The 17,084-nt window shown below is 45.7% G+C and carries 15 protein-coding genes; 4 read left to right on the forward strand and 11 right to left on the reverse strand.

Features of this window, described 5'->3' with window-relative positions:
- Positions 1 to 73: 73 nt before the first annotated feature.
- The 5 genes from scfA to C805_RS19725 all read right to left on the reverse strand — a co-directional run bounded on the left by scfA (position 74) and on the right by C805_RS19725 (position 3,116).
- Positions 74 to 214, reverse strand: coding sequence for a six-cysteine ranthipeptide SCIFF (gene scfA / locus C805_RS19705; RefSeq protein WP_016215747.1), 141 nt, complete (start codon positions 212 to 214; stop codon positions 74 to 76).
- Positions 211 to 396: a hypothetical protein gene (locus C805_RS19710; protein WP_016215748.1), complete on the reverse strand. Its 186-nt coding sequence runs from the start codon at positions 394 to 396 to the stop codon at positions 211 to 213. The genes scfA and C805_RS19710 overlap by 4 nt, the downstream gene beginning before the upstream one ends.
- A gap of 74 nt (positions 397 to 470) precedes the next feature.
- Positions 471 to 1,730, reverse strand: a complete 1,260-nt coding sequence (locus C805_RS19715; RefSeq protein WP_016215749.1) for a sensor histidine kinase — start codon at positions 1,728 to 1,730, stop codon at positions 471 to 473.
- Complete coding sequence (locus tag C805_RS19720; RefSeq protein ID WP_016215750.1) at positions 1,705 to 2,409, reverse strand: response regulator transcription factor; 705 nt, start codon at positions 2,407 to 2,409, stop codon at positions 1,705 to 1,707. The genes C805_RS19715 and C805_RS19720 overlap by 26 nt, the downstream gene beginning before the upstream one ends.
- Before the next feature lie 299 nt (positions 2,410 to 2,708).
- Entirely contained in the window at positions 2,709 to 3,116 is a 408-nt protein-coding gene (locus C805_RS19725) for a TIGR04086 family membrane protein (RefSeq protein WP_016215751.1), read from the reverse strand.
- Positions 3,117 to 3,284: 168 nt separating this feature from the next.
- On the opposite strand from C805_RS19725, the gene C805_RS19730 reads away from it, so the two are divergent.
- Positions 3,285 to 4,559 carry an HlyC/CorC family transporter gene (locus tag C805_RS19730; protein ID WP_371197670.1) on the forward strand — a complete coding sequence of 425 codons (1,275 nt, stop codon included), beginning with the start codon at positions 3,285 to 3,287 and terminating at the stop codon, positions 4,557 to 4,559.
- 99 nt (positions 4,560 to 4,658) lie between these two features.
- Here C805_RS19730 and sfsA read toward each other — a convergent pair whose 3' ends face one another.
- The 3 genes from sfsA to C805_RS19740 all read right to left on the reverse strand — a co-directional run bounded on the left by sfsA (position 4,659) and on the right by C805_RS19740 (position 10,581).
- Positions 4,659 to 5,387: a DNA/RNA nuclease SfsA gene (gene sfsA, locus C805_RS19735; protein WP_016215753.1), complete on the reverse strand. Its 729-nt coding sequence runs from the start codon at positions 5,385 to 5,387 to the stop codon at positions 4,659 to 4,661.
- Between the two features lie 59 nt (positions 5,388 to 5,446).
- A complete protein-coding gene (locus C805_RS25445; RefSeq protein WP_016215754.1) occupies positions 5,447 to 7,954 on the reverse strand; it encodes a hybrid sensor histidine kinase/response regulator in 2,508 nt (835 codons plus the stop codon).
- 365 nt (positions 7,955 to 8,319) lie between these two features.
- Positions 8,320 to 10,581, reverse strand: coding sequence for a glycogen/starch/alpha-glucan phosphorylase (locus tag C805_RS19740; protein WP_016215755.1), 2,262 nt, complete (start codon positions 10,579 to 10,581; stop codon positions 8,320 to 8,322).
- A gap of 271 nt (positions 10,582 to 10,852) precedes the next feature.
- On the opposite strand from C805_RS19740, the gene C805_RS19745 reads away from it, so the two are divergent.
- Positions 10,853 to 11,725 (forward strand): AraC family transcriptional regulator, encoded by an 873-nt coding sequence (locus C805_RS19745; RefSeq protein WP_016215756.1) that lies wholly within the window; start codon positions 10,853 to 10,855, stop codon positions 11,723 to 11,725.
- Positions 11,726 to 11,836: 111 nt separating this feature from the next.
- Positions 11,837 to 12,631, forward strand: a complete 795-nt coding sequence (locus tag C805_RS19750; protein ID WP_016215757.1) for an enoyl-CoA hydratase-related protein — start codon at positions 11,837 to 11,839, stop codon at positions 12,629 to 12,631.
- A gap of 84 nt (positions 12,632 to 12,715) precedes the next feature.
- Here C805_RS19750 and C805_RS19755 read toward each other — a convergent pair whose 3' ends face one another.
- Both C805_RS19755 and C805_RS19760 read right to left on the reverse strand, forming a co-directional pair.
- On the reverse strand, positions 12,716 to 13,786 hold the full coding sequence (locus C805_RS19755) for a PTS transporter subunit EIIC (RefSeq protein ID WP_016215758.1): 1,071 nt from the start codon (positions 13,784 to 13,786) through the stop codon (positions 12,716 to 12,718).
- Positions 13,787 to 13,796: 10 nt separating this feature from the next.
- The gene (locus C805_RS19760; RefSeq protein ID WP_016215759.1) at positions 13,797 to 14,825 is read right to left on the reverse strand and encodes a threonine aldolase family protein; all 1,029 of its coding nucleotides are present in this window, start codon (positions 14,823 to 14,825) and stop codon (positions 13,797 to 13,799) included.
- A gap of 84 nt (positions 14,826 to 14,909) precedes the next feature.
- Here C805_RS19760 and proC point away from each other — a divergent pair, with 84 nt between their 5' ends.
- Positions 14,910 to 15,722, forward strand: a complete 813-nt coding sequence (gene proC / locus C805_RS19765; RefSeq protein ID WP_016215760.1) for a pyrroline-5-carboxylate reductase — start codon at positions 14,910 to 14,912, stop codon at positions 15,720 to 15,722.
- Positions 15,723 to 15,764: 42 nt separating this feature from the next.
- On the opposite strand, the gene C805_RS19770 is transcribed toward proC, so the two are convergent.
- Complete coding sequence (locus C805_RS19770; protein WP_016215761.1) at positions 15,765 to 16,862, reverse strand: hypothetical protein; 1,098 nt, start codon at positions 16,860 to 16,862, stop codon at positions 15,765 to 15,767.
- Between the last annotated feature and the right edge of the window lie 222 nt (positions 16,863 to 17,084).

Consider the following 17,084-nt stretch of genomic DNA (forward strand, 5'->3'; position numbering starts at 1 on the left):
CTTACATTCTTATGCTCTTCGGGCGCCTGTCCTGGCTGCCCATCCCCTGACGGGAACATAATTCTGCCGGAAATTATTTATGCTCACAGCTCTGGTTTCCTACGGTACAGCTTGTCTTGCATGCAGACTGGCATGAGGTCTGGCATTCTCCGCAGCCGCCTCTTTTTACTGTGTTCTGTAATCTTTTTGTATTTAATGTTTTTACATGTTTCATAAAAATACTTCCTTTCTGTTCTTAGAAATTTTCAGGGGCAATTTCAGGTTTGCCGGGCCCCTCCTCATGGCAAATCCATCAGGGCTCCTCCCGGCTTTGCCGGGCCCCTCCTCATGGCAAATCCTCATGGCAAATCCATCAGGGCTCCTCCCGGCTTTGCCGGGCCCCTCCGGTAAAACCATCAGGGCTCCTCCCAACTTCGTTGGGCCCCTCCTCATGGCAAAGTATATCACACTTTTTTGTGGATGAAAAGCATTTATTTCAAAAATTCCACGGAAGCCTTAAACTGGTCGCAGTCGATCTTCACATCAAAGGTGCCGCCCAGTGCGGCTGTATAAGTGTTTACAATGGCAAGGCCCAGTCCATTGCCTTCGGTGGTTCTGGACTCATCTCCTCTGGCAAACCGCTCCACAATCTGCTCTCTGGTAAAATTCATCTGATAACTGGAGGTATTGGTAATTTCAAACCGTACTTTCTGCCCGGTCTCTTCCGTGCTTCCTTCTTCTTTTACGTGGATGACTGAGGATTTCATAAAAATTCTGGTGTATTCCTGGGAATATTTCAATGCATTTTCCACAAGATTCTGAAAAATACGGTACATGTAGCTGCTGTCTGCTATAAAATCTGTGGGTTCTTCTGTCAGCATCACCACAAACTCTCTGCCGCTCTCTGCTATACGGTCTCCCATATCTGCCTGCACCTGCTCAATCAGACAGTTCATTTCCATCTGTTCCATGTGAAGTTCCACATTTCCGCTGCTGGTTTTGGCCAGATCAAACAGACTGTCAATCATTTCCTTTAATTTCTGCGCTTTTCTGGAAAGAACTTCCAGATAATCAGCCACCACGTCGCTCAGTTCTTCTTTTTTCATCAGTTCGAGATAACCCACCATGGAGGTCAGAGGTGTTTTCAAATCATGGGACACATTAGAAATCAGATCCACTTTCATCTGTTCACTGCGTAATGCGGTTTCCAGGCTTATCTGATTAATCTGTTCCAGATTTTCCATATAGAGCTTCAGCTTTTTTTTCATATAGAAACTGATGACAAGGTTACTCACAATCCACTGAATCAGTACAGTTCCCACAGGAATATAAGCTGCACTCAGATTTCCGAACAGCCAGGTATGGTTCAGTCTGTAACGAAAATTTTTTACCGCTATAAAAAGCCCAACTGCTGCAATAATTCCTGTCGCCAGCTTCAGTTTATGCTGTTTTCTTTCCCATTCCTGAAAAAACTGTTCCGACTGAACCTGCCAGTTTTTATTGAAATACCGCAGTCCAAACTGAAGTATTCCTGTCACACCTGCAGCAAAGCAGAAGTTCATCACACCTCCCCTGCCCAGATTGTATTCTGTGGTCATATACCGATAACTCAACATATCCGTCAGCATCATAGTCCCCAGTACAATACCCAAAATCCCCGGAATCAGAAATATTTCATCTTTTTTTAATATTTTCTGAAGCAGCTTTTTCAGCTTCCTGCTGATTTCAGTATTTTTCCATTTTGTACCCAATGCCCCACACCACCTTTACATATTTTGGATTTTTCGGATCAATTTCCAGTTTCTCCCGGATATGGCGGATATGTACCATCACCGTATTTTCCACGGTATAGCTGGCCACTTCTTTCCAGACCTTCTCATAAATCTTTTCTGCAGAAAATACCTGCCCCGGATGTTCCATCAAAAGCTCCAGAATTTTATATTCTGTGGCTGTCAGCTTTACCTCCGCTCCGTCCACAACCGCTTTTTTACTTTTCCGATCCAGCACCAGACTGCCATTTACAATCTGGTCTTCCTGAGCCTTTGGTGCACCGCCTCCCCAGGTATGATAGCGCCGAAGCTGGGCTGCCACTCTGGCTGCCAGTTCCGCCGGATTGTAAGGCTTGGCAATATAGTCGTCCGCCCCCATCACAAGGCCGGAAACCTTGTCGCTCTCCTCGGTTTTCGCCGACAGAATAATTACGGGAATCCTGTTGGTCTCCCTGATTTTCATCAGAGCCGACAGCCCGTTTAACCGGGGCATCATCACATCCAGCAGAATCAGATCCACCGTATGTTCCTTTAATACTTCCAGAGCCTCCAGTCCGTCATATGCTTTCAGAATCCGATAACCTTCGTATTCCAGGAGCTTTCCCAGAGAAAACACAATCTCTTTGTTGTCATCCACTACCAAAATGGTCTGTTGTTCCATGTCTTTTTTCTCCTTGCATTTCCAAATCTCACTTTTATCATACAGACATTATAATAATGATTTCAAAAATAAAACTCAATTAATTTCTTAAAAAAATCTTAATCCTGACCGGAACAGACTTTTGACACCCTAATCTTATAAGATAAAAAAGAATGCGCCGCAATAAACATCAACCCCGCGAGCTGCGCATCATTGTTTTTTTCTTCTATAGGAAATCCAACGGAATTTCCTATAGAAGAAAAAAGCGGAAACATATCAGAGACATGTTTCCACTCTTTCCAGATCATTTATGTCTGAATTCAGCTTGCCATCCCGCCGGTCATCCCTGATGCTGTGCAGAGCACCAGGGTGGTGGCAAACCGCGACAAATCCATATTGATTCCTTTCTGAAATACCACAGAGCCCAGTACCAGAATCAGAAAATAGCAGGCGCCCATGGTCATTCCCCACAGAAACCGTTTTTGTTTCATAACCTTTCCGCTCAAAAATCCCCCTGTAAATCCTGATAATACATAAATCAGGACAATCCCAATAGAAACAACGCTTTCACTGAGCTGCATTTTATAGAGCATGGCAGAGAGAATCAGCAGCAGGGCTCCCGTCACCATATACATAACCAGCAGAATTTTCAATATGGACAATACAGAAATATTCGGTTTGTTTTCCCCCTTCCCTTTGGCCGAGGCCTTCCATAGTTTCTTTTCCATCCCTTTTCCTCCCTCCTGTGGATGTCCTTTTGATTCTATGATATTTTATTCCCGACCGTTTAAAACTATTCCTGCGAAGAAAAGGGATTTCTAAATTTTTCCTGAATTTTCAGGGAATTCCTTGCAAAATCCTCCTGTATCCGGTATATTAATGTATTGAAAGGAGAGATGTACTTGGACTCAGGTGACGTCATACAATTAATTATCATTATTATCTTATTAATGTTATCTGCATTTTTTTCTTCTGCAGAAACAGCTTTGACCACTTCTAATAAAATCCGTCTCAGAAGCATGGCGGAAGAAGGTAACAAACGGGCGAAAAAGGTACTGGAGATTACAGATGACTCCGGTAAAATGCTCAGCGCCATACTGATTGGAAACAATATCGTAAATTTGTCCTCCGCTTCTCTGGCCACCACCCTTGCCACAAAGATTTTCGGCAATGCGGGCGCCGGAATTGCCACAGGTATTCTGACGGTACTGGTACTGATTTTCGGTGAAATTTCACCCAAAACTTTTGCCACCATCCATGCGGATAAAATTTCCCTGGCCTATGCAGGCACAATCAGCGGACTTATGAAACTGCTCACTCCTGTTATTTTTGTTATTAATAAGCTGGCACTCGGTTTTCTGATTCTGCTGCGTGTGGATGCTTCCGGCGCTCAGAACACCATGACAGAAGACGAACTCCGCACTATTGTGGATGTAAGCCATGAAGAGGGAGTAATTGAAACAGAAGAACGGGAAATGATTAACAATGTGTTTGATTTCGGCGATGCCCAGGCAAAAGAGGTTATGGTACCCCGTATTGATATGACATTTGCTGATATTAACAGCACTTATCAGGAATTGCTGGACATTTTCCGTGAAGATAAATTTACCCGGCTTCCGGTGTTTGAAGATTCTACAGACAATGTGGTGGGTATTATCAATATGAAAGACCTTCTTCTCTATGAAGATAAAGACCATTTTTCCATCCGCAACATTATGCGAAAGCCCTATTATACTTATGAGCATAAAAATACTGCGGAGCTCCTGTTGGAAATGCGTAAATCATCCATCAATATTGCCATTGTGCTGGACGAATACGGAGCAACTGCAGGGTTAATCACGTTAGAGGATCTGCTGGAAGAAATTGTAGGAGAAATCCGGGATGAATACGACATGGATGAAGAAGATCCTGTCCAGAAAATCAGTGAACTGGAATATATGATACAGGGTTCTCTGAATCTCAACGACCTGCATGACATTCTGAATCTGGATCTGGTATCTGACAATTATGATTCGGTTGGCGGTTACGTTATCGGTCTTTTGGATCATCTGCCCACACCGGGCGAATCTGTCACCACGCCGGAAGGTCTGTTTTTCCGGGTTGAAGATATGGATAAAAACCGGATCAGCAAAATTTTCGTGCGGCTTCCGGAGCCATCCAAAGAAGAATAAAAAGGATTCTGCTTTACAGAAATCATGTGATTTCATATTTCATGGTAAAACAGTATTACCCGTTTAATAAAAAAGCTCCGCCCGTGGCGGAGTTTTTTATTAAACGGGTAACAGTCTGACTTCCACAGGCCTGTCCAGCCATATTTCATCCTCTGTAACTCTGCAGTCCCAGGCCAGAACACCCACTCCGGCTTTCTGTACCTGCCGCAGTGTCTCTCCAAACTCAGGATGGGTTCGGTCATTGGGCTCAAAATACCGGATTCCCTTCATCTGAATTACAAACAGGATATAGCTCTCATATCCCTCTCTGACTGCCCGTTCCAGTTCCAGCATATGCCTGATCCCCCGTTCTGTGGGCGCATCGGGAAATCTTGCAATTCCATCTTCTTCCAGTGTAACGCCTTTTACTTCTATAAAAATTTTTCTCGCTTTTTCCTGTCCTGCTTCCACATAAAAATCTATTCTGGAGCTGCCATATCTGCATTCCGGTTTTATATAAGTAATATCTGAAAATGGAAAGTCCTCTCCTTCTTTCCTGCGGGCGTACCCTCCCTGTTTCAGCCACTCCCCCACTGCCCTGTTGGGCGCCTGGGAATCCATGTTAATCAGAGTTTCTCCTTTTCTGACAGTAATCAGATCCCAGGCTGTTTTACGGTTGGGATTATCGCTTTTATCCAGCCATACGGCTGCCCCCGGAACGAGAAGTTCCCGGCATCTTCCGGTATTTTTTACATGGCATGTTTCCATTCGGCCTTCCAGTTCCACCAGAGCTGCAAAGCGGTTGAGACGTTTCTCAAAACGCCCCGGAACAATCTGTGTATATTTCATCTCAATCTCCATTTTGACCCCGGACCGTCAGGATACCCCGAAAAAGGCTGTGTCCTGTTTCAGTCGCCGGGCTCCTGAATCTGCTTTTCATCCGGAATCCATTTTTTCAGAATCCGGTAAATATCTTTTAAATCAATGGGCTTTGCAATATGTCCATTCATGCCCGCCTGCCTTGCTTTGAGCACATCGCTGGAAAATGCATTTGCACTCATGGCCACAATGGGAATGATTCTGGCGTCTCCCCGGTTCATCTGCCGGATAGCCCTGGTCATCTCATGCCCGTCCATTTCCGGCATCTGCACATCGCTCAGAATGATATCGAAATAATTTTCCGGATTTTCCGCAAATTTTTCAATCCCTTCTTTTCCATTCCAGGCGATTTCAAGTTCTGCCCCGGTAATTCCCAGCAGTTCCTGTGCAATCTCCATATTCAGCTCGTTATCCTCCACCAGAAGAATCCGTACCTCGCCATTTTTGAACTGGACAGGCTTCCCGGCATCTGTCTCAGACACTTCTGTGGATTCCGGTTCTTCTATCACCTCATTCTGCAGGGGCAGACGTATGATAAAGGTACTTCCCTCTCCCGGAAAACTGATAATTTCTATGGTTCCGCCCATCATGCTCACAATATTTTTCGTAATGGCCATTCCAAGGCCTGTGCCTTCAATTCCGCCTGTCTGTCCTGTATCTCCCCGTTCAAAGGGCACAAATATTTTTTCCTGAATTTCCCTGGTCATTCCAATTCCGTTGTCCATACAGTAAAATTCATAAAACCGCCGGTCGCCTCTCCGGTTTTCTGTCTCTTCCACGCACAGACTGATACTACCGCCCTCCGGTGTAAACTTTATGGCGTTGCCCAGCACATTGGTCAGTATCTGCTGAATACGCAGACTGTCAGAAACCACCATTTCATGGGAAATCGAATCAATGTCCAGGGTCATCTCCTGATTTTTAGCAGCAGCCTGTACCTGCATTACAGCTCCCGCTTCCTGCAGAAGGGTTCTGAGATTAAAAGGTTCCTCATTCAGAACCACATGGCCGCTCTCAATTTTTGACATATCCAGTACATCATTAATCAGGCTTTTCAGGTGCATGGAAGACAGTTCTATCTTGTGAATACAGTCCTTTAACCGCTCCGGATTATCCAGATTCATTCTGGCAATGGTGGTCATTCCCACAATGGCATTCATGGGCGTGCGCATATCATGGCTCATATTGGACAAAAACCTGCTCTTGGCCCGGCTTGCATTTTTCACCTGCAGAAGAGATGTTTCCAGCGCTTCCCGCTGATGAATTTCCTTCGTCTTATCTGTAATCACAACAATCCTGTAATTTCCCCCGCCTCCGGATCTGACATAAATATGAATGCCGAATTCCCGCTGCTCCCCGGTATGGGGATTGGTAATTCTCCGCTGAAACTGGTAATCCTGACTTTGTTTTATTTCCTCAATGTCCACCTGGTTTTCCAGAAGCCACTTTTCAATCAGCCCCTGCTGCTGACGGATTGCCTCCGGGGAATACCCCATAATCCGGCCTGCATTGTTGCTGATATACTCCAGCTCCCCGGTATCCTCATTCTGCATAATGAAAATCTCATCCACCATATCTGTCATCCAGCTGAAAGCAGACTGACGTTTCTTATATTCCCGGCTTCCTTTCCACCAGAATAATATAATTACTACTGTGTACACCAGAATTTTGCTTAACAGCGCCACCATGGAAATCCGATAACACTCCACCACATTGGTGCGGATGGCCAGACTCCAGTTACTGTTGCGGATGGGAATGCTTTTTACATACTGAAGTTTTCCTCCGTACAATTTCCAGTAGGAAACTTTTTCCCGGTTCTCCATGGCCTCCCTGATTTCCTCTCCCCCTTTGCTGACCCAGTCGTTTAATTTAAAATTATCATCAAAGCTCTGGCCTCTGGCTTTTATATTGGCATGGGCCGCCGCCAGAAATCTGCTGTCATACATACAGAAATAAAATTTTCCGTCAATGGAATCTCCCTCAATAATATTCTGCATATAGTCAAAATAAACGGAAACCTCAACAGCCCCGCTCCATTCTCCGGTATTGTCGTTAAAAACAGGCTGCCACACGGTAAAAATCTGAATATTTTCACCCTCTTTCGCCTGATAAATATCTGTCAGCACCTTTCTGCGGCTTTCCTTTAATTCCTGAAATATGGCAGAATCACTGATATTTTCGGTTCCCTCCCGATTGGTGGAAGCATATGTTCCTTCCGCATCCACAACTCCAATAGCATAGAGCCCGTATACTTCCGCAAAAGATTTCAGGCCTTTTACTTTTTCCTCAAGTGCTCCCTGTGTATTCTGCATCCTGTCATTTTCTGCAATGGAACCCGCCAGATTCCATACGTTGCTCATATATTCGGCAATTTTGCTCTCTGTCAGCCCGGTCTGGTTACTTACGCTCTCTTCCATAATGTCATAGGTGGAAATTGCAGTGACCGCAATATCAAACAAAGCCAGCAGCACGCAAAGCAGCTGTACCAGATGATAGGCTGAATAGGGTATCCTCCGCTTCTTTCTGTAACTCTTCACTTCCGTTCCCCCTGCTTTCTTCCTTTATAATAGAAAATGATACCACATTTTTCCGATTTTTTCCATGGAAACTTACATAGCCTGGCACCGCTCCATTCCGGGGAAACCTGCGCATATTATTTTTATCTTACAGGAAAGATACTTTCATGCTTTAGCGTGACAAGGTCTTTCCTGTAAGAGAACAAAGAATCCTGCTTTGCAGGATTCTCCGCCTGCGGCGGGTCGCTTTAGCGACATATTTCTTTTCCGCCGCAGTGTGATAATTGTCTTTTATTCTATAGGAAATCCAGAGGAATTTCCTATAGAATAAAAAAGGCGGCTTCAAACCATCTCTGATTTGAAACCGCCCTGCTGTCTCACAGGAATTATTTTAATTTCCAGATATCTTTGTTGTATTCTGCAATGGTTCGGTCGGATGAGAAGAATCCTGCCTTTGCTGTATTTACCAGCATTTTCTTCGCCCATGCAGTTCTGTTTTCATAATCTTTGTAGATTTCTTCTTTTTTGGCTGCATAATCTTTATAATCCAGAAGCGTCATAAACCAGTCTTTGTTCAGCAGCTCATGATAGAGGCGCTCCAGATGTTCTCTGTGGCCCACTTTCATCATTTCCTCACTTACAATAAAGTCCACAGCCTCTTTGATATCCTCATCTTCTTCATAGAATTTCCGGGAAACGTAATCGCCTTTTTCATAATGTTCGATAACGGTGTCGGAGCTTTCTCCGAAAATGTAGATATTTTCCTCACCTACCAGATCTGCAATTTCCACATTGGCTCCGTCCATGGTTCCAAGCGTTACGGCACCGTTCAGCATGAACTTCATGTTTCCGGTTCCGGATGCTTCTTTGGAAGCCAGTGAAATCTGCTCGGAAATATCGCAGGCCGGAATCAGCTTTTCCGCATTGGTTACGTTGTAGTTTTCCACCATCACCACTTTCAGGTAAGGACTTACCTCCGGGTCATTGTTTACCAGTTCCTGCAGGCACAGAATCAGATGGATAATGTCTTTTGCAATGGTATAGGCCGGAGCTGCCTTTGCACCGAAAATGACAGTGATGGGAGTAGCCGGTTTCTTTCCTTTTTTAATTTCCAGATATTTGTGAATCACATGCAATGCGTTCATCTGCTGGCGTTTGTACTCATGAAGACGTTTAATCTGAATATCAAAAACAGAATGCTCATCCAGTTCCACGCCCTGCTTTTCTTTCAGGTATGCCACAAGATTTTTCTTGTTTTCCTGTTTGATTTCCAACAGTCTGTTCAGGACTTTTTCATCATCGGCAAAGGAAAGAAGTTTCTCCAGTTCGTCTGCATTTTTGTGCCAGCCTGTTCCGATAACTTCATCCAGATAGTGGCTTAATCCTTTATTACAGTGCATCAGCCAGCGGCGGAAGGTAATTCCGTTGGTCTTGTTGTTGAACTTCTCCGGATACAGTTTATAGAAGTTATTCAGTTCGTTTTTCTTCAAAATCTCAGTGTGCAGGTATGCCACACCGTTTACGCTGAAACCATAGTGAATGTCCATATTTGCCATATGTACCAGGTTTCCCTCGTCAATAATGGCTACGGATCTGTCGTCAAACCTGTCTTTTACAATGGTATCCAGTTCACGGATAATGGGCATCAGCTGAGGTACTGCCCGGTTCAGGTAGTCCATGGGCCATTTTTCCAGCGCCTCTGCCAGAATGGTATGGTTGGTGTATGCACAGGTTTTCGACACAATATCAATGGCGTCATTCATACGGATGCCACGTTCCATCAGCAGACGGATTAACTCCGGAATTACCATACTTGGATGGGTATCGTTAATCTGGATTGCCGCATAGTCCGGTAAATCGTAGAGTTTACATCCCTTTGCCTCGCACTCGGAAAGAATCAGGCGTGCCGCGTTGCTTACCATAAAATACTGCTGATACACACGCAGAAGACGTCCTGCATCATCGGAATCATCCGGATACAAAAACAGCGTCAGGTTCTTCATAATATCGCCCTTGTTGAAACTGATTCCGTCTCCTACCAGATTTTCATCTACCGTTTCAATGTCAAACAAATGCAGCTTGTTGGTTCTGTTTTCAAATCCCGTTACATCCAGGTCATACATTCTGGACTGTACGGTAAATCCTCCGAACTGTACGGGATAGGTCACGTCAGTTCTGGTAAGCCAGCTCTCTGCTTCCATCCACGGATTTTTGTTTTCTTTCTGCAGACGGTTCTCAAACGTCTGTAAAAACAGGCCGAAATGGTAATTCAGGCCGATTCCGTCTCCGTTCATTCCAAGGGTTGCCATGGAATCCAGGAAACATGCTGCCAGACGTCCCAGTCCTCCGTTTCCCAGAGAAGGTTCCGGCTCCACCTGTTCAATCAGGCTGATATCTTTGCCATACTGCGCCAGCATTTCTGCCACTTCATCGTAAATTCCCAGGTTAATCAGATTATTGGACAACAGTTTTCCAATCAGAAATTCTGCGGAAATATAATAGATTTTTTTCTTTCCTTCCTGGCTCTCTTTTTCTTTTGCCATATCTTTTACGATGCCCAGAAGGCCGTAATAAATCTGCTCATTGGTGCAGGCCGCAATATTGTTGCAGCATTTCTGTTCCAGCAATTCTCTTACATTCACACTCATTCTTTCTTCCTCCTGCCTGTTTCCCGGCTCCATAACAGTGTTTGCCGGCAGCCCTTCCTGCCGGACGGTATCTGAACTTTTTATGTTTCGGAATCTCTGTTTTCAGGTTGCCCGAAATTTCTCCCGCTTATTCCGAATCCTTATGTAAATCCTTCCTGTGTTTCGTTTTATTTCACAACCAGAGTATAACTCCATTTCCCACATTTTTCTTGCAGTATGATGGCAAAATATAGTACAATACTATCAAAAAAAGAAAAAATGGTGGTATCATATGAACATTCTGGAATATGAAAACACACAGGAAACAAAATCTCACGGACAGGATAACTTCCCTTTTAATATCTATCTGTGCAGCATTCCCCTGGATTTTTCCATGGTGCCTCTTCACTGGCACAACGATATGGAAATCATCTATATAAAAAAAGGACAGGGGCAGGTTACCCTGGATCTCTGGCCTCTTCCGGTGCGGGAAGGGGATATTGTGGTGGTTCCGCCAGGGCAGCTTCACGCCATCGAACAGCGCGAGGATTTTTCCATGGAGTACGAAAATATCATTTTCAGACTGGATATGCTGATGGCTCCTCAGGGTGATGAATGTACGGAAAAATTTTTCCAGCCGCTGATGCAGGGTCAGCTTTTGTTCCCGAATCATTTTTCCCCGGATTCCTGCCTGTATCCCGCCCTTTCCCGGTGCCTCAATGCCATGGATGAAATCTGCCGGACCTTTGAATACGGCTATCAGCTTGCCGTCAAAGGACAGCTGTTTTCCTTTTTCTACACCCTGTTTTCCTCCTCGTCTCCTCCGCCCCGCCGAAAACACAGGTCGCTGGATCGTCTGAAGGATATTCTGAAATATGTGGAAACCAGTTACAGCGAAAAAATTACCATAGAGGACGCTGCGGGTATCTGCGGATTCAGCCAGTCTCATTTTATGAAATTTTTCAAATCCAGTATGGGGGTTTCCTTTACTGATTACCTGAACGATTACCGGCTGACCATGGCGGCCAGAATGCTGGTCTCTTCCTCTGATTCCATTGCCAGCATCGCTCCGGAAACGGGGTTTGAAAACCTTTCTTATTTTAATCGGATTTTCAAACGAAAATACGGATGTACACCCACTGCTTTCCGGGCGGGCAGCCCGTAACTATTATCGTGACTGATTCGCTATTCCTTATTGACAAATTTTTGTCAAAGTTATATATTAAAGGTATCAGAAAACACCAATATTACATAATTTTTTAGGAGGTTTTTACCCATGAACAATTTAAAACTGGACGTAGCAGATCAGATTGCTGTTTTGACCATCAGCAGACCCGGAGCATTAAACGCTCTGAACAGTGAAACACTGGATGAACTGAATGTAGCACTGACCGAAATTGAAGCAAGAGACGACGTGAAGGTTGTAATCCTGACCGGCGGCCCGGACAAGAAAGACAACCCCTACAAATCTTTCGTGGCAGGCGCTGACATTGCTGAAATGGTAAACTTCTCTGCTGCTGAAGCACGGGCATTCGGTATGAGAGCTGCTGAGCCTTTCTTCAAACTGATGAACATGCGTCAGGTTACCATCGCTGCTGTAAACGGATTCGCTCTGGGCGGCGGATGTGAAATCGCCATGGCATGTGATATCCGTATCGCTGCTGAAAACGCTACTTTTGCTCAGCCGGAAACCGGCCTTGGCATTATCCCCGGATTCGGCGGAACCCAGAGACTTGCACGTCTGGTTGGCATGGGCCGTGCAAAAGAACTTATCTTCACCTGCGACAACATTGACGCTGCAGAGGCATACAGAATCGGCCTTGTGAACAAAGTGGTTGCAAAAGAAGAATTAATGGACACCGCTAAGAAGATGGCTTCCAAAATCATTTCCAAAGGAAGCTATGCTGTTTCCATCGCAAAAGCTGCCATCAACAACGGATATGATATGGATATTAAAAATGCAGTTGAAATGGAAGCAAACCTGTTTGGTATTACCTGCTCTACCCATGACAAGACAGAAGGCATGACTGCTTTCCTTGAAAGAAGAGCTGCAGATCTGACAGATTTCTGATTATTACGTTCAAAGACAGCGGGGCTGTTGCAAAACAGATGAGTAATCATCTATGGAGCAACAGCTCCGCTTTTCTGTTCTGTACTATTCCTCTGCTTTTAAAATCATCGTAATGAGAAAAGAGGCCGCAAACGCCACCAGGCAGCTCAGCACATACATTCCGAACCCCTCCCCGTAAAATACCGGAAAGGTCACAAGGCTGGGGAAAGCAAAAGACATGGCCTGAGCGCCGGAAAGCCCGGCCAGCGCACCTCCGATACCGCCGCCAATACAGACACCCGCCATTGGTTTTTTCCGGGGAAGGCTTACCCCGAACAATGCCGGCTCCGTAATGCCAAACAGCGCGGACAGCATGGCGGAACCGCAAATGGACTGAAAGGCTCTGTCTTTGCTTTTCAAAAGAACTGCAAATACGGCTCCGGCCTGGGAAAATGCCGCCGGCCCCATCAATGCCAGTACCGTATCGGAGCCGTTTATCATAATATTGTTCATGGCAATCAGGATAAAACTCCACTGGAAACCAAAAATCACCATAGGCTGGGTAAATGCTCCCAGAAAAATTCCCGCCGCCACCGGAGACAGTCCGTATACTTTCTCATACCCAACAGCCAGCACATCTCCTGTTACCGCGCCCATGGGCCCGAACAGAGCCAGCGTCGCCAGTCCCACCAGCAACACCGATATCAGGGGAACTGCGAATCCCTTTATCATCTCCGGAATCACTTTGTTCAGAAACTCTTCCACAAAATGCAAAAGCCCCACTGCCAGAATAATGGGAATTACACTGGAATGATAGGTAACGCCCCGCAGCGGCAGTCCCAGAAAATGAATGGTATTCCCCTGTTCCAGAACTGTGGTAAGGGAAGGGTATAACAAAATTCCCGCAATTACAACAGCAGTGAACTGATTTGCACCAAATTTCCCGGCAGCGGTAAAAGCCAGCAGCATGGGCAGAAAATAAAACAGGCTGTCCGCCATGGCATTCAGTACCAGATATGTTTCACTGTCCGCCTGAATCCAATCTGAAGCTGCCAGGATAACCAGTGCTCCTTTCAGAATTCCGGCTGCACTCATTAAATTTACAATGGGCAGAAAAATCCCTGCCACCCCGTCAATCAGAACTGCTGCCACTGATTTTTTCTTTTTTTCTTCCATCTTTCCTCCTCTATTCCAGAATTTCTCCCAGTTTTTCAATATCTTCTTTCACAGTGGACCAGCCTGTTGCCAGCCTTACCACCGTATGGGTATCATCCGCCTTTTCCCAGAAACTGACTGCGACCTGCTCTTTGAGTTTTTCCAGACTGCTGTTTTCCAGAATAATGAACTGCTGATTGGTTGGAGATTCCAGGTAGAACACACAGCCTTTTTCCTTTAACTTCTTTTTCAAAAGTTCCGCCATCTCAATTACATGGCTGCTGATTTCAAAATACAGATTATCTGTAAATAAGGTGTCAAACTGGATGCCTGGCAGACGCCCCTTTGCCAGCAGGGCGCCATGCTGCTTCATAACCGTCAGAAAATGTCCGGGGCTATTTTCGTCGGGAAATACCACTGCTTCTCCACACAATGCCCCCATTTTGGTGCCGCCGATATAAAATACGTCGCAGATCCGGGCAATATCCTCCAGCGTCATATCGCTTTCCCGGCTCATAAGCCCATATCCCAGACGGGCCCCGTCCAGATAGAGGGGAATCCCGTAACTATGGCAGATTTCCCCTGTCATCTCCAGTTCTTCTCTGCTGTAAAGGGTTCCGTATTCTGTGGGATGGGAAAGGTACACCATCCCCGGAAAGACCATGTGCTGGTGGGTCTCATCCTGATAAAATTTTTCCAGATAACTCTTTAGTTCTTCCGGATGGATCTTTCCCTGATGGCCCGGCAGCGTAAGCACCTTGTGGCCGGTGTATTCAATGGCTCCTGCCTCATGGACACCGATATGACCCGTCTCAGCCGCCAGAACTCCTTCGTAGCTGCGGAGCATGGAGGAAATTACAACTGCGTTTGTCTGGGTTCCGCCTGCCAGAAAGTAAATATCCGCCTCCGGCGCACCGCAGGCTTTTCTGATTTTTTCACATGCACTTTTACAGTACGGGTCTGCCCCGTAGCCGGACGCCGGTTCCAGATTGGTTTCCGCCAGTTTTTTCAGAATATCGGGATGTGCTCCCGTTGTATAATCATTTTCAAAAGAAATCATGGTTCCCTCCTGTAATAAATTTCTATCACTTGCACAATGGTCCCTCACCTGCTATGATATAGTGAAACAGGGAGGTTTCAGACTATGAATAAAACAATTGGATTTATCGGAGGCGGAAACATGGCCAGCGCCATCATCGGCGGAATCCTGAATTCCGGCCTCACTTCAGAAGACCATATCATTGCCACCGCCAGAACAGAACGCACTCTGCTGTCTTTGCAGGAACGCTTTCAGATCCGCACCACCAGGAGCAATCCGGAAGCTGCCAGCTTGTCGGACATCCTGTTTCTGGCAGTCAAGCCCCATCTTTTTCCGGAAATAATTGCAGAAATCAGAGACAGTATCCCAAAACACGCCATTCTGGTATCCATCGCTGCCGGACAGTCCCTGGACGCCATAGAAGGTTTTTTCAAAAAACCCGTCAAACTGGTCCGGGCCATGCCCAATACCCCGGCTCTGGTGGGAGAAGCCATGAGCGCTCTGTGCCCCAACGAAAATATCTCCCAGTCTGAGCTGTCAGAAATAAGTTCCATTTTCAACAGCTTTGGCGTCTGTGAAATTGTTCCGGAATCCATGATGGATACTGTAGTGGGCGTATCGGGTTCTTCCCCTGCCTGTGTATTTCTGTTTCTGGAAGCCATGGCGGACGCGGCTGTGGCAGACGGGATGCCCCGGTCCCAGGCATATAAATTTGCTGCCCAGGCAGTCCTTGGGTCTGCCAGAATGGTTCTGGAAACAGGCTCTCATCCCGGCGTATTAAAAGACGCTGTCTGCTCTCCCGGAGGCACCACCATAGAAGCTGTGGCCGTCCTGGAAAATCAGGGCCTGCGCGGTGCGGTTATCACAGCCCAGCGGGCCTGTGTGGAAAAATCCAGAGAAATGGGCAGGAAAAAATAATAAAAATCCTGCATTTGACGGGGCTGTACAGAATACAGCATATCATTCTCTTTGCTTTTCTCTGTCAGGCTGACTTTTTTCTTTTTCCGGCATCAGAAATGCGCAGAGCAGTTCCAGATTTACTTCTGAAATATCCGGCTTCACCGGATACTGTATTACGCAGCCCCGCAGCTCCATTCCGTGGATTCCTTTTCCTTTTGCTGCCCTTCCTGCCAGGAAAAAGGCAGTCGCTCCATCCCCTTCTTTTATTTTCTGTTTTTCCTGAAGCTGTTCTCTGGTATAAAACTCCAGAGAGGCTTCCTCACATTCATATTCCACCACCAGATTCCTCATGCCCTGAGGACAGATTTCCTCCAGATGATTCAGAAACATCTGATACTCTTTTTCGTCGGACAAAATCCCCTGTTCCAACATTTCGTCGTATTTTGCCTTTTTCTCCGTCCAGCTGTCTTCCACTCTTATGTTATTAATATAATATGTAATTTCCCGCTGCTGAACCGATTCGGCTCCCCACTCCCGTCTGTCTGGAATTTTCATGGAAAAAGTCTGTTTTCTGCCGGACTGTTTTCCCACATGCAGTTTCATTTTTCGCTTTACCGGCACATGATAATAACGCTTTTCTTCCAGAAATTCCAGACATGCAAATTCCTGTTGGGAAAAAGGGATGGTTTCGTATTCCCCTTCCAGCTCCATGGCAGTGCACTGAATCCCGGAAAGTTTCCTGGTCTCTAAAAATCCAAAGGACATGTTCTGTGACAGAAGATAATACAGCAGCATCCTTCCCTCCAGATTATATTCTGCCAGAACTCCGCTGCTGCCGGACTGAAAATGATATTCCCTGCCTGCCACCCGGATCCCCCGAATAACCTCCATCACGCCTGCTTCCTGAAGTTCCACGTTTGCCAGCAGTTCTTCCCTTTTCGTAAGGGTTCCCTTTCTTCGTTTCCTCTCCAGTTTCATGCGTTTTTCCATGTGTTCATCAGGATCTTCCCCTTCAGAAAATAAATAAAACATCAGATTTTTTCCACGTCTGCATACTCCTGCCGCCAGTACCGGAATACCTGCCGCCTCCAGTTCCAGCCCCGGAAGCAGGGTTTCTTCAAATGCAGGCATGCAGGAACGGATTGCCTGTATATTCATAATTTCCTCCAATCTGCGCATTTTCAACTCTTTTCAGTATACCGGATTATCCGAAAAAACACAATCTTTTCCATGCCTGCGGAAAAGTAACGTATTTTCTCATTTTATCTGATAAAATTTTGTAGCTTTTTCCATTGTCAGTAAACAGATTTCTTTTTATAATGAAGTTATCTTGTTTCACCTGGAAAATTCTGACTGTTACGGGATGATTACTTATTATAG

Source organism: Eubacterium sp. 14-2, from assembly GCF_000403845.2.
Taxonomy (GTDB): Bacteria; Bacillota; Clostridia; order Lachnospirales; family Lachnospiraceae; genus Petralouisia.